The sequence below is a fragment of the Pectobacterium jejuense genome (genome assembly GCF_026800125.1).
In the GTDB taxonomy this organism is placed as follows: domain Bacteria; phylum Pseudomonadota; class Gammaproteobacteria; order Enterobacterales; family Enterobacteriaceae; genus Pectobacterium; species Pectobacterium jejuense.
On the sequence record NZ_JAPQKX010000001.1, the window covers coordinates 1 to 13,756 of the forward strand.

Below are 13,756 nucleotides of genomic sequence, written 5' to 3' on the forward strand. Positions count from 1 at the left end.
CCCTGACCCCGAGGATTGGTCTCCGGGCAGGCGTCGAACAGGGCGGCGTTATCCAGCATCACGACTGGCAGCGAGTGTCGGAAAGCGTCACGCAGTGATGAGTGGGTCAGGAGCACAACCGGGGCGGCATCATCGAGCATATAGGCGAGGCGCTCGGCAGGGTAGCCGGGGTCCATCGGAACGTAGGCGGCGCCGGCCTTGAGGATACCGAGCAGGCCGATGACCATGTCAGGGCTGCGCTCGAGGCAGAGGGCGATGCGGTCATCGGGTTTGACGCCGAGTGAAAGCAGATGGTGTGCCAGCCGGTTGGCGCGGCGGTTGAGTTCCGCGTAGCTGAGCGACTGTGCTTCGAACACGACAGCGGTGGCATCAGGGGTCTGTGCGACCTGTTGTTCGAAGAGTTGGTGAATCAGCGTCTGTGGCAGGTCGACATCGGTGGCGTTGAAATCGACCAGCAGTCTTTGGCGTTCTTCTTCAGGTAAAATCGATACGCTGAGGATCGGGCGCTGCGGATCGGATTCCAGAGCGTCAACCAGTCCATGCAGAGCCGTTTCCAGATACCGGGCTATACGTGCGGGATCGACGTCTGCGATGGTCTGAGACAGTATCTCAATACCGTCACCTTGATCGTCCACAGAAAGATTAAAGGGATAGGTCGTGCGTCGGCTTTCAGCCAACAGCGTCATACCTGCCCACGTTGTCGCCGCCGTATTTGCCTGAGTTCGACGATAGTTGAGAAGAGTGCTGAAAAGCGGCATGGGAGGGGCGACACCGCTACAGCGTTGAGCGAGCGCCAAAGGTGCCTGCTCATGTTCCAGCAAGGACAAAAGCTCATTATTAGTGCTATGTACGATGTCTAACACGCTGCGATCGTCAAGGGTAATGCGCAACGGTAACGTGTTGACGAACATCCCCATTACACGATCGGCACCGCTGAAGCCTTGCAGGCGACCCAGCAGTACTGAACCGAAGACAACATCGCTACTGTCGCTGATGTGTGCCAAAACCTGCGCCCAGGCAACATGGAACAACACACCAGGGCTGACGCTGCATTGGCGGGCGTGGTGGTAAATAGCTTCTACTAAGCTGTGATCCAGAGAGAGTGTGGCTTCAGCCATTTCTCCGTCATAGTCCTGAACCTGTGCCAGGCCAAAGGGGATCGTGGGGGTGTCGACGTCGGCAAGACGAGCATGGAAATATTGTTCGTGAACGGCATTGGGGATGCTAAGAACATGAGCAATAAAGTTACGATAAGGCTGAGGTATCGGGAGTTCATCCGTTCTCCCCCACAGCATAAGGCGGACTTCCGCGATAATCAGGTCAAGCGTCATATGGTCGCTGACGAGATGATGGACTCTTAATGCCATCAGCCACTCACTGCGTGACGGATCGTAGACGATATCAGCGGCAAGCAACGGCGCCTGATTCAGATCGAGGCTGCGTGTCTGAGGGGAGATGTAAGCCCGTAATTGAGCGGCAATGTTCTCTGGCGATTCTGGTTCGAAAGTGTTCACCGGCAGCGGTGCATGACGCCAGACTACCTGTACTGGCTGGCTCAGACCTTGCCAGCAGATCGCGGTACGAAGGATATCGTGACGGTCGATAACTTTTTGCAACGTGTTCAGAAAGATATCGAGACGTTCTCGGGTATCGAAGGCAACTAACAGGTCTAACTGGTAAATATCGCCCGTTTGCTGATATAGCCGATGAAAGAAAATGCCTTCCTGTAACGGGGCGAGTGGGTAGATATCTTGTACATTGGTGACGCCACCCGGTACCGTGCTGGTGATAGTGTCTATTTCAAATTGCGAAAGTGCGATCAGAGGCAACTGATCCGGTGTAATGGTGGTGCAATCCTGACGAATGAGGTTAGGAGGAATGACCAAAACCGCGTCGCCTTGGTGTACCTGTATCGCCCGTGCCATTTCATACAATACTGGTGATGAGAACGCGCTGCGAACATCGAGTGTTTTCCCTTGATTACGCAGCCGTTCAATCAGGCTAACCACCATCAGTGAGTGACCACCGAGTTCGAAGAAATGGTCATAGCGGCTAATGCGATCCACCCCCAACAACGCTTGCCAGATAGTGGCCAGCATCGTTTCCATTTCTCCCTGCGGGGCTTCGTAGCGGCGTGTGACCATCGCTGACTGATCGGGTTCGGGGAGCGCCTTGCGGTCGAGTTTACCGTTGGGCGTTAGCGGGAACGTATCCAGTGCGACAAAGGCACTGGGGATCATGTATTCCGCTAACCGTTGTGAGAGCTGTAAACGCAGGTCGGCCGGCGTCGGTTGGGTATCCGGCTGAGCCTGAAAATAGGCCACCAGACGTTTATCACCGGGTATATCTTCGCGAACGATGACGACCGCTTCCTGAACCTCTGGGTGTTGCAGGAGGATTGATTCGATTTCACCGAGTTCAAGACGGAAGCCGCGCAGTTTGACTTGAAAATCATTACGTCCCAGATAGGCGATACTACCGTCATATTGCCAGCGGCCAAGGTCGCCTGTTTTGTAAAGTCTGGCATCCTGCTCATCGACAAAAGGATTGGCAATAAAGCGCTCTGCGGATAGTTCTGGGCGATTGAGGTAGCCGCGTGCTACGCCAGCTCCACCAATGTAGATTTCTCCGATCGCACCGATAGGAACAGGTTGGCCCTGTGCATCCAGAATATATATCTTCGTATTGGTGAGAGGGCGACCGATAGTCGGGGTCGGTTGCGAGGTATCGACAAGGCAGGCGGTAGCGTCGACGGTACATTCTGTCGGTCCATACACGTTGATAAATCGGGTCTCGGTAAGCTGCTGCAAGCGGGACCAGACCCCCTGTGAAATGGCATCCCCGCCGATTAAAACCTGTGCGGGTTGATAGTCAGGATCGGTGCCGAGGCCAGCGTCCAGCAACCATTGCAGTTGGACAGGGGTACAATCAAACAAATCCACGGCATGGTGGGAAAAATAGTGCCAGAGCTGTCGTGCATCGGTACGGATCGCCTCTGGGACGATCACAAGCGTGTGGCCTGACAGTATTTGGATCCAGTTTTTCACTGAGGCATCAAACACAATGCTGGCATTGAGGGCGATGCGGTTGGGGCGCTCGAACGCTAGCAGCGTTTTCAGACTGGTGGCGAGGTGGAGCACGTTTTTGTGTGCGACCATCACGCCTTTGGGCTTACCCGTGGAGCCGGAGGTATAAATTACATAGGCCAGATGTGTTGATGTGACACCCAGCGCCTGAGCGTCAGGATTCGAGGTGGGGTAAGCGTCAAATGTGTCCGTATCAAGCATGATTACCGGAATATCTGTGGTCTGGATTGCTATCTGGTTCGCTTGGGTCAGCAACGCCACAGGTTTGGCATCATCGATCATGTAGGCCAGTCGCTCAACTGGATAGGTCGGATCGAGCGGCACATAAGCGGCACCCGATTTCAGTATCCCCATCAGGCCAACGACCATTTCCAGACCGCGTTCAACGCACAGCGCTACCCGGTCATCTGGCTTAATACCTAAAGTAAGCAGGCGGTGCGCTAACTGGTTCGCACAACGGTTGAGCTCCGCATAGCTGAGTGACTGTTCTTCAAAGACAACCGCGATGGCATCAGGTGTTTGTTCAACCTGTTGCTCGAAACGCTCATGTATCAAGGTGTGTTGCGGGAACTCGGCATCGGTGGCATTGAAATCCACAAGTATTTGCTGGCGTTCTGTTGGCGGCAGGATAGGAGCATTCTCAACCGTCATATCCAAAGAAGTAATAGCTGCATCAACCAGCAGAGCCAGACGTGACTGGATGGCCATCACGTCTTCACGACTCAGGTAGCGAGTATCGAAATTGAACTCTACGGTAACGGGGCTGTTTTTATCTTCAAAATTATACTGATAAATACTGATAGCGAGAGGGAACTGCGTCGCGCGATGTGGTGTCAGGAAGGTGGTGTTAGTCCCTTCCATATGTACGTTAAACTCAAACCATTCAAGCGATAACGTAATATCAAAAAGCTGAGCGCGACCTGTTTTTTGTCTGATTCGTGTGTTCTGGTTAATTTCTGTGATGGGTAATCGCTGGTGTTTATAGCAACGGCGTAGTTCTGCCGCCACGTTACGCATGATATCAAGGAAAGAATCTTCTTTCTTAATACTTACACCGATAGGAATGACGGACGAAAACATCCCTATTGTATTCTTTTGTTTTGCATTTCTACGATTATGAATCGGAATGCCAATAACAATGTCTTCTGTTTCTGTCGTGCGGGAAAAATAACAGGCCAGAATGGCGTACATAAAATGGAGAACTGAGAGCCCTTGCTCCGCCGCAATATTTTCAATTTTATGAAAATACTCGCTTTTTAATTGCCAAAGATGAGGAGCAGGAAGCTCACTGGTAAGTTCCTGATCTTGGTTTGAGAGGGGAATCAGTGCTGGCGGTAGAGTGCTATAACGATCTAACCAGAATTTCAGGTCAGATTGATAATGTCTGGAATCAAGATAAATCAAATCCTCGGCGATATAATCAAGGTAGGCTGGAGCGACTTCACCTGAATTATCGCTTTTTTTCAATTGGTTGTAGGTAGCGACAAGTTCATTGACCAGTAATTTCAAACTCCATCCATCGGCTATCAGATGATGGCAGCAGAATTGCCAATAGCGGTGTGTATCGCTGACCCTCAAAAGATCGGAAGACCATAGCTTTCCACGGAGATCAAACGGACGCATAAATGTGGCATGGATATGCTGCTGTGCGCGTTCCTCAGCGTCATCATAGTGAGAAAAATCGTACACGTTTATTGATGTGGAGGAGGCATCCGTCAGCGCCTGTAAGGGGAGGCCGTTAGTGTGAATTAACTGCAAATGTAATGCATCATGACGCGAGACAAGCATTTCAAAAGCCTGACTAAAAAGCGTTTCATCCAGATGTTCATCGATACGCAGCCATGTACCAATGTTGTAATTAGGTGAGTCTGGATTAAGCGTCTGATCGAGCCAGACAACCTGCTGAGTGGAACTAAGGGGTAACTTGTTAGAGTCGGAGGAATGGTCGCTATTTAAGACGGATGGGTTTTTCAGAGAATTGTTTTGAATAGATGACATTGAGGCGCTCCAATTCTGATTCACTTAGGCTGTGTTTTTACTAAGTTCGCATTCCAACTAAATTTTTTATGACTTAATTTGCCTGCTATTAATTAATTTAATTAATATTTTATTTTTTGAGCATAGGTCGGCTAAGCGAAATAATTTCGCTCATTCTTTTGTGTTGATGTCATTAATTTGGTGGATTTTTATCTGTTTAAAATCAAATGTTACAGAATGTTTTTTGAGGGTTTGGGTTAAATATAGACGTGGATTTTGGTTTATCAATTAAAAATATTAATTAATTATCCGGGGTGAAAAAGTAATACGCAAAATATGAACCATCACGATGGATGGTATGACTTGCTCAGGATATGGAGAATCATGTGAGGCGCAGAGAGTAGAAGGTTTAACAGAAGGCTTGAGGGGGCGGATTTTGGCATCGTTAAGAAACATTTGGGGGTCACTCCGTCATCGAACCAATGTGACCCCGAATCTGACCACCAGAATGACCACTAATAGTGGCAGAGCAAATAAATCTGGTTCGAGCAACTCTCGGCTTATGGGGACCATGACTAAAGTGTTAATTGAAAAGAAGTCCTGACCGGATTGAGTACACTCACTATTTTAAGGTGTACCTTAAAATAGTGAGTGCAGACCTTGCTGCGCTACTTCGACTCTACAAGGTAACTAACTGTTGCCGAGTACTCTTTGACAAAATTATCAAGAGAGCTTGTATCCATACCCTGTGAGTTGAGCTGATACTGACCCTTGACAAACATAGCCGGCACCCCACTGAGTTCAACATCCGCAGCCGCTTTCTCCTGCTTAGCCACAAGGGCTTTAACTGCGAAACTGCTCCACGCACCGTCAAAGTCTTCTGCTTTAACGCCGGCACTAATAAAGACGCCACGGATATCATCAATACTCTGGATACGCCGTTCTTTTTGAACTGCCTCAAACATCGGAGATGTGATTTTATCTTCAACACCCAACGCCATTGCTACCGCCCACGCCTGTGTCAGCTCTTTACCTAACGGCGGAAGAAATTCGACGTGATACTTAACTATCTTTGTATTTTCCGGTAGTTTTTCAGCGACTTTTTCTGAAACGTGAATTACCTGCTCAAACTGGTAGCAATGCGGGCAGTTGAACGAAAAAAACTCCATTAACTCAGGAGCATCAGGCACCGTTTTGTTCAAAGCAACGTACTGTTTACCTTCATTAAACTGCGTTGCATTAGCGCTGGCTGTCAGAAAAGCCCATGTAAAAGCTGCGAATAAAATCTTCATGATGCGTAACCTCCCGTTCATAGTGTTGCAAAATAAAAATAATTCTCATTAAATTTCATAGTCATACAAGGTATTTCGGAGATCAGTAGCGATGAGGTTTCATAAAGCGCTTCCCTTTTTTCATCTCATAGTATTATGATCATAATATAAAGGAGCACGCTGGCGCAACTATGTCGAGCCAGCGTGCTTCTGAGTGTTCAAAGGCTCTGGAGATTTAGATGAAACCTGACAGTCGCGAGGCGGCCAAATTATCCCGGCAGGAAGCGATTCTCAACGGACCGGTGTTTACCACGATGATGCAACTCGCTCTACCAACGACTCTCGTCCTGATAGCACAAACGTTAGTCAACGTTGCTGAAACGTATTACGTCTCTTTTTTAGGAACGTCGGCGTTGATTGGTGTAGCTCTTGTTTTCCCGGTATGGATGTTGATGACCATGATGGCTGCCGGGGGAATTGGTGGCGGCGTGGCTTCAGCTGTAGCGCGCGCAACGGGAGCCGGTAAACATGATGATGTTAACGCGCTGATCCTGCACTCGGTTGTCGTGAGCATTGTCTTTGGGCTGGCTTTTACCGTTTTCTTTATCGGGTTCGGTGAGCACATCTATGCGGCTATGGGCGGGTCTGGTGAGGCACTGAGCGCAGCACATGAATATTCTGTCTATGTTTTTTTTGCATCAGTACCTATCTGGATTGTGAATCTTCTCTCTGCCGTACTGCGAGGTATTGGGAATGTCAAAGTGCCGGCTGCCGTCACGCTTATCGGAGCTTTGGTGCTCATCCCACTTTCACCGCTGCTGATTTTTGGTCTCGGACCTATTAAGGGCTTTGGACTGGCGGGAGCCGGTCTTGCGATCAACCTATTTTACTGGGTTGCTGCATTCGCTATGTTGCGTTACATGTCTAGCGGACATGCCGGCATCCGAATGACGTTAGTTCGTTTACGCTGGCCTCTTTTCCGCGAAATTCTTAAGGTGGGTCTGCTTGCGGCGCTGGGGACTATTCAGCTCAATGTGATGGTCCTTTTGGTCACCGGAGCTGTGGGTGTGTTTGGTGTCGATGCAATCGGTGGTTTTGGCACAGCCTCACGTCTTGACTATGTCCTGATACCGGTTCTGTTCGGTATCGGTACGGCGATTGTGACAATGGTGGGGATAAACGTTGGTGCTCGCCAGATAGACAGAGCGAAGCGTATTACCTGGGTCGGAGTTGCTGTCAGCGTAATATTCACTGAAGTTGTCGGCCTGTTTGTCGCAGTATTCCCTGACGTCTGGCTTGGTCTGTTCACACATGATGAGAGTGTTCGGGTTACTGGCGAACTGTATCTGCAGATTGTCGCCCCTTTCTATGCTGCTAACGGGATCTTATTCGCCCTCGGATTTGCTGCTCAGGGTAGTGGTTATATGTGGAGAATGTTCCTGGCCGGAACTGTTCGTTTGATCCTTGCAGCCGGTGGCGGATGGGTTGCCGTCGAGTTCTTCGGTGTAGGCCAGGCCGGACTGTTTGTTATCGTCATGGCCGCGATGGTGATTGCCGCAATCATGAGTATCGCGATAGATCGCTCAGGGGCAATGTGGCCCAAATACAGTAAGCTGAGCTCGTCAACGATCAGGACTACCCGATCTTAAGCGGACAGGTTAAAGGTAGGCATCTTAATCTTTGCCCTGAATAGCATTATGGTAATAATGCTATTCAGGAAATACAGGATGAGGACTTTAACATGAGATATTCCAAAGACCATAAAGAAGAGACGCGTAAAAGAATCGTTGATGCTGCCTCAAAAAGATTTCGTACAGAAGGAATTGAAAAAGTCGGTGTGGCGACCCTGATGGCTGATGCCAAGCTTACGGTAGGTGGGTTTTATAGCCACTTTAAGTCTAAAGAAGAGCTGATAAAAGAAGCGGTAGACCTTGCGGCAGATGAAACATTTTGCGCTGCATTCGGTGATCCGAAAGACGGTGAAGACCTCAGTATTGAACAGATACTGGACAGATATCTCAGCCCCGAACATCGGGATTCACCGGAGTTTGGATGCGTCATCGCGGCGCTCGCTTCTGAACTGAGGAACCGGCCGGAAGATACACGCGACCTGATGTCAGACAAGATAACCAGGATCATTGAGCGTATTTCAGACAGTCTTTCCAAAGAAGCAGATTCTGCAATACGCATGCGCGTTGCCGGATCTATCTGGGCTGCCATGATGGGAACATTGCAACTTGCACGGATAATCCCGGATAAGGAATTGTCTGCTCAGTTGCTTCGTGATGGCAAAGCAAACGCATTAATGCTTGCCGAAAAAATGGCCATACAGGAACACAGGTAAATATATCCCTAAGTGGATACATTTTCTGATGGTGAATCAACTAACTGGTAGGTAATAAAATGAATACTCAGGGTAAGACAATTTTAGTAACAGGTGCCAATCGCGGTATTGGTGCAGAACTGGTTCATGCTCTCATTTTGAATGGTGCAGGGAGAATTTATGCCGGCACCCGAGAATTGAGTAATTTACCGGATTTCGGTGATGACCGAGTTACTTTTATCAAACTTGATATTACTAAAACTGAAGATATCGCCGCAGCTGTTGAAAAAATTGGTGCGATTGATATTTTAGTGAATAATGCAGGTGCAATGCTGTCTAATAATATCGTCACTGCTACACAGGAAGAATTAGCTTCGGACCTTGATGTTAACTATTTTGGTACCATTAAAGTTATGCAGGCCTTTATTCCTGTGATGGAAAAAAATGGTGGCGGCGTTATTGCAAACGTACTGAGCGTGCTGGCTCTGGCACCAATGTCATTCACCGCAGGTTATGCAGCATCTAAAGCAGCGATGCACTCAGCAACACAGGCCGCAAGGGGCCTTCTTAAGACAAAGAATATCAAAGTTGTGGGTATTTATCCTGGCCCGATAGACACCCGACTTTCTTCTGAACTCATGGTTGATAAAACCCCGGCAAATGTTGCTGCAGAAGAAATAGTAAAAGGCCTCATTAACGATCTGGAAGATATTTATCCTGACCCTACTTCACAGCAAGTATCCGGCTTCTGGGGAAGTGATCCAAAAGGTCTGGAACATCATTTTTCCAATTTTTAGATAATCGCTTTTAGTTTTGTAGTTACTCTTAGACAAAACCAAGTAAATCTAATCTAATTAGAGCTGCATGGCTGTATTTTTTCAATCTCTCAGCAGTTTTTATACAACCATGCAGGATATGGTCATTGAATTTATAAGAGTGACATTACGATCCCTATTGAGATGGGTATTTCTATTAAAAATGCGATATCAGAGACACCTATACCCGAAACAGGCAGTCATGAGCAATCCATTTCAGCAGCATTAGTTGGAGATAATAAAATGGCGAATGCTCCTTAAGGATGGATTGCATTGACTGTCTGCTGAGCATAAATTTACCTTCGTATCTGTTCCTAAATTGTTGGCTTGATCTGGAATCAATGAACCAGCGCTTTTAATTCATCAACTGCGCGAAACATTCTCGTTTCAAATTCTCGGGAAGGTTGATGGCCATCAAAATCATTTGCAGTGGCAAACAGCGTTGTTGTCGCGACACGCGTGCGCAAATAGGTAAATAATGGCCGCAATTGATACTCGGGCATTAACGCGTGACGATCGGAGCCTCCCGTTGCGGATAATATTACGGGTTTATCGACCATGGCATCTGGAGGAATAAGATCGAACAAATGTTTGAACATTCCCGGATAACCCGCGTTCCAGGTGGGGACGCCGATGATAAGTGCGTCCGCATTCACAATATCATCAACAAAACTTCGTGCTTTCTGGTCGAGATCCTCGAGGGTTTTTGCTAATGGCAGACTCTCACCAAAGTCATTCAGGTTGATGAAAGAACGCGCATACCCAGTTTGTGAAACGAACGCTTCTGTTAAATGACTAACCAGTCCCTCGGTCCTTGAGGGAGTGGTTAAAACGCCAGTTAAACCTATTATCTTATTCATGATAGATACCCCTGCATAATGCAAGATTAACCCTTGTTTTTAACGGTGAACCATCCAGATAAATAATCCATGCGCGACATCCTCCATTCGCCATCTTCTTTTTTCAGCTCAATTTTATAATGCGCGCCGTACAAGGCTTCGCCGTCAGCCGTTTTATCTTGCTCCGGAATAATGCGGCCAAGTAAAAGCGAAGCAGACTGGCGATCTTCAGCGATGTCGATTTGCAATGGAACACCGTAATGCTGAATCCAGGGCCAGGGCATTCTGAAGGCCTTTAGCGTTGAGACCAGCATGCGACGCCCCTTTAGTTTTCCCATAGGTGGTAAGTCTGCATTCGCATCGTCGGAAAACGCGCCTTTAAACAAGCTAAAATCTGCCATATCCAGCGCCCATGCGTACTGGAACCAGGCTTCTGCAATCGCGTCTTCATCACTTAAAGGTGTGTGCGCTTGCTTGTAAGCGTGCCACGGAGCGTCAATTTCGCTGATCAGGGGAGAAACGCTGTCACCTGGTTGCCATTGGCGTTCATAGGGGAAGTGCCAGTGATGCACCATATTCTTGTTACCTTTTAGCCAGTTCAAATGAACGCGTACGCGTTCGACAGAACCGCTAAGGGTATTAATCACGATCATTCCGCCAAAATTGACGCTGTCGTTGTTCTGCAACCGAATATCCGCTGTATCCCCATAGAAATAGGCGGCGATAGTACTGGATTGGCTTTGTGATCTGACAACTTTATTGGTGGTGCTGACATGGACGGTCATTCCACCGGGAAAGTTATCTTCAAACAGTTGCCTGACGGCAAATTCTCCTGTAGCACTTCCCTGGTGATTACTTTCGTAAACGACATTATCACCCATAAATGTTGGCCAGTGGCATTTGCCCGCCCATGCGGTAATTACTTCATCAAGAATGACATTGGAATCTATTAACATAATGAATTTTATCACTTTATTGATATTTCTTCGCCACAATTATTGTGGGAAGTGTGTTAGTCAAACGTGCTGCATAGCAGATGTACGAAAAATAAAGCTTCTCTGTTAATGGCTTGTTGTTAAGCTAATGCGAAGAGTAATCGAAAATTTGGGGAATGTGATTCCCATATCACGGGAAGTAGACGCTTCCATGAAGAGAGTGAGCTGATGGAACTGAACCGTATTGGTGATATTGCCGCCTTCGTCGCGGCTGTTGACTCGGGAAGTTACACCCGTGCGTCGTCAAGCGTTGGCCTTTCACGGTCGGCTATTGGCAAGAGTATTACGCGACTGGAAGCGCAACTGGGGGTACGCCTTCTTAACAGGACAACACGACAGCTCAGCCTGACGGAGGAAGGGCGGATTATGTATGACCGGTGTAAACAGATTCTGGAAGATCTGGAAGAGGTCGATGCCACTATGGCGCTGCGGCGGGAAAAACCGACGGGCACGCTTCGCCTTACCGCGCCACTGTCTCTTGGGCAGCGGCATATACTCCCGGTTATCGACAGGTTCTTGAAAAAATGGCCAGAATTACGAGCCGATATCGTGTTCAGCGATCGCTATGTTGATTTGATCGAGGAGGGATTCGATATCGCCATTCGAATAGGTGAACCAAAAGATGACTCCAGAATATTAACCCGAACCATTGCCACCCAGCACATGGTGACCTGCGCGTCACCCGAATACCTCTCTTTACGCGGCGTACCCGTCATGCCCGAAGACCTCTCCAGGCATGACACCATCTTTTTCCGCAGCGCGGATAAACGACGGGTCTGGCGGTATCAAACACCTGATGGGTACTACCTCTACGACGGGCCTGGGCGAATGGATATCGATAGCTCAGAAGCAATGCTTTCTTCTGCGATTGCCGGGTTTGGCATTATTCAGTTGCCTGATTATCTGGCGTTCCAGTCACTGGAGCGCGGTGAATTGATCGCCATTCTGACGGAATTTAAAGTTGACCCTGAACCCGTGAGAATTATTTATCCCAGTAAACGCCATTTATCACCCAGAATACGCGGGTTTGTCGATATGATTGCCGAAGACTGGACGGAAAATGGCGTTCCCTGGAAGAAGCCATAAAACTAAACCTCGCGCTGTTATTTAAATCTTCAGATATTAATATTTAGCGTTAATGCCTGAGCTTAATCTGTGCCAGTGCTTCCCTGATGATGGGAAGCACTTTCCCGAATATTTACTCTAGTATGTGAAAACTTGATAAATCACGTTGTTGTTTTCACATTCATTCTGGAGTTGAAATGAAGGATTATCGTTTTTTAAAACCTTTCACGTTGCCTAATGGTGTCGTCATTAAAAACCGTGTTGTACTACCGCCAATGACTGAACAAATGTCATTTGAAGATGGGACGGTGACTCTCGAAGAAATTAATTATATGCAGCAGCGGGCAGGTGGCGTTGGGTTATTTATTACACCAGTGGCCTATATTAATAAAGAAGGGAAAGGCTTTGAAGGGCAATTAGGTGCCGATGACGACAGCAAAATCCCGGGACTTGCGAAGCTTGCCCATGCGATTAAAGCGCGCGGAGCTAAAGCCATTTTGCAAATTTTCAGTGCGGGTCGTATGACTAACCCATGGATCACCCGTGGCCTTCAGCCGGTAAGTGCCAGTGCTGTTGCTGCACCGCGTAATGGGGCGGCAATACCGCGAGAATTAAGTGCAGATGAAGTGGTAAACCTCATTAAAGATTTCGCCCAGGCTACACGCCGTGCCATCGAGGCCGGATTTGATGGCATCGAACTCCATGGCGCAAACACCTACCTGTTACAGCAGTTTGTCTCTCCACACTCAAATCGTCGTACCGATGAATGGGGTGGCAGCCTGGATAAAAGACTCAATCTGCCATTGGCGGTGATTGACGAAGTGATGAAAGTAAAAAATAAATACGCTTCACCGTCATTTATTGTCGGGTATCGTTTGTCGCCGGAAGAGCTGGAAGAACCGGGTATTACGCTGGATGACACTAAATATTTCATTGGCGAGTTACAAAAGACTGAGCTTGATTATATCCACGTTTCTATGGGATCGGTATGGCGTACATCGATGCGTGATAAAGAAAACATTGAGCCGATTATTACCCTGTGGAAAAAAGTCAGTCCGAAAAAGCCGATCATTGCAGTCGGCAATGTCCGCACGCCTCAGCAAGCCGAGGAGGTGTTACAGGCTGATATTGATTTTGTTGCGCTGGGGCACCAGCTTATTATTGAGCCTAACTGGGTGGAAAAAGTGATTTCCGGTGATGAAGATGCTATTCGTTATCAACTTCACGCCGCTGATCTAGATGATTTAGGGATTAAGCCACCATTCCTTGAATTCATACGCGACATGCCAGGGTTTGATATTCTTGGCCTCAATGACGATTCAAAACGGCAGATAGATAACGTCACTTATCTTTGATTATCAGTCCACTGAGCCCGCTCCAGTAGC

At 48.0% G+C, this 13,756-nt stretch carries 9 protein-coding genes; 5 read left to right on the top strand and 4 right to left on the bottom strand.

What is annotated here, in order from left to right; all coding sequences use genetic code 11:
* The coding region (locus NXT09_RS00005) for a non-ribosomal peptide synthetase (RefSeq protein WP_268578421.1) at positions 1-5,084 on the bottom strand (5,084 nt) is incomplete at its 3' end.
* A gap of 647 nt (positions 5,085-5,731) precedes the next feature.
* Positions 5,732-6,355 carry a thiol:disulfide interchange protein DsbA gene (gene dsbA / locus NXT09_RS00010; RefSeq protein WP_268578422.1) on the bottom strand — a complete coding sequence of 208 codons (624 nt, stop codon included), beginning with the start codon at positions 6,353-6,355 and terminating at the stop codon, positions 5,732-5,734.
* A gap of 218 nt (positions 6,356-6,573) precedes the next feature.
* On the opposite strand from dsbA, the gene NXT09_RS00015 reads away from it, so the two are divergent.
* From NXT09_RS00015 to NXT09_RS00025, 3 genes are all read left to right on the top strand, one after another.
* On the top strand, positions 6,574-7,983 hold the full coding sequence (locus NXT09_RS00015) for an MATE family efflux transporter (protein WP_268578423.1): 1,410 nt from the start codon (positions 6,574-6,576) through the stop codon (positions 7,981-7,983).
* 92 nt (positions 7,984-8,075) lie between these two features.
* Positions 8,076-8,678 (top strand): TetR/AcrR family transcriptional regulator, encoded by a 603-nt coding sequence (locus tag NXT09_RS00020; protein ID WP_268578424.1) that lies wholly within the window; start codon positions 8,076-8,078, stop codon positions 8,676-8,678.
* 59 nt (positions 8,679-8,737) lie between these two features.
* Positions 8,738-9,454, top strand: coding sequence for an SDR family oxidoreductase (locus NXT09_RS00025; protein WP_268578425.1), 717 nt, complete (start codon positions 8,738-8,740; stop codon positions 9,452-9,454).
* Positions 9,455-9,810: 356 nt separating this feature from the next.
* Here the strand turns inward: NXT09_RS00025 and NXT09_RS00030 are convergent, their stop codons facing one another.
* A complete protein-coding gene (locus tag NXT09_RS00030; RefSeq protein WP_268578426.1) occupies positions 9,811-10,332 on the bottom strand; it encodes an NAD(P)H-dependent oxidoreductase in 522 nt (173 codons plus the stop codon).
* Between the two features lie 26 nt (positions 10,333-10,358).
* Positions 10,359-11,267: a nuclear transport factor 2 family protein gene (locus tag NXT09_RS00035; protein ID WP_268578427.1), complete on the bottom strand. Its 909-nt coding sequence runs from the start codon at positions 11,265-11,267 to the stop codon at positions 10,359-10,361.
* A gap of 207 nt (positions 11,268-11,474) precedes the next feature.
* Here NXT09_RS00035 and NXT09_RS00040 point away from each other — a divergent pair, with 207 nt between their 5' ends.
* Positions 11,475-12,392 (top strand): LysR family transcriptional regulator, encoded by a 918-nt coding sequence (locus NXT09_RS00040; protein WP_268578428.1) that lies wholly within the window; start codon positions 11,475-11,477, stop codon positions 12,390-12,392.
* A gap of 176 nt (positions 12,393-12,568) precedes the next feature.
* Positions 12,569-13,726, top strand: coding sequence for an NADH-dependent flavin oxidoreductase (locus tag NXT09_RS00045; RefSeq protein WP_268578429.1), 1,158 nt, complete (start codon positions 12,569-12,571; stop codon positions 13,724-13,726).
* Positions 13,727-13,756 lie beyond the last annotated feature (30 nt).

Coding starts and splice junctions, on each gene's coding strand:
- dsbA (WP_268578422.1), bottom strand. CDS start 6,355: ATGAAGATTTTATTCGCAGCTTTTACATGGGCTTTTCTGACAGCCAGC.
- NXT09_RS00015 (WP_268578423.1), top strand. CDS start 6,574: ATGAAACCTGACAGTCGCGAGGCGGCCAAATTATCCCGGCAGGAAGCG.
- NXT09_RS00020 (WP_268578424.1), top strand. CDS start 8,076: ATGAGATATTCCAAAGACCATAAAGAAGAGACGCGTAAAAGAATCGTT.
- NXT09_RS00025 (WP_268578425.1), top strand. CDS start 8,738: ATGAATACTCAGGGTAAGACAATTTTAGTAACAGGTGCCAATCGCGGT.
- NXT09_RS00030 (WP_268578426.1), bottom strand. CDS start 10,332: ATGAATAAGATAATAGGTTTAACTGGCGTTTTAACCACTCCCTCAAGG.
- NXT09_RS00035 (WP_268578427.1), bottom strand. CDS start 11,267: ATGTTAATAGATTCCAATGTCATTCTTGATGAAGTAATTACCGCATGG.
- NXT09_RS00040 (WP_268578428.1), top strand. CDS start 11,475: ATGGAACTGAACCGTATTGGTGATATTGCCGCCTTCGTCGCGGCTGTT.
- NXT09_RS00045 (WP_268578429.1), top strand. CDS start 12,569: ATGAAGGATTATCGTTTTTTAAAACCTTTCACGTTGCCTAATGGTGTC.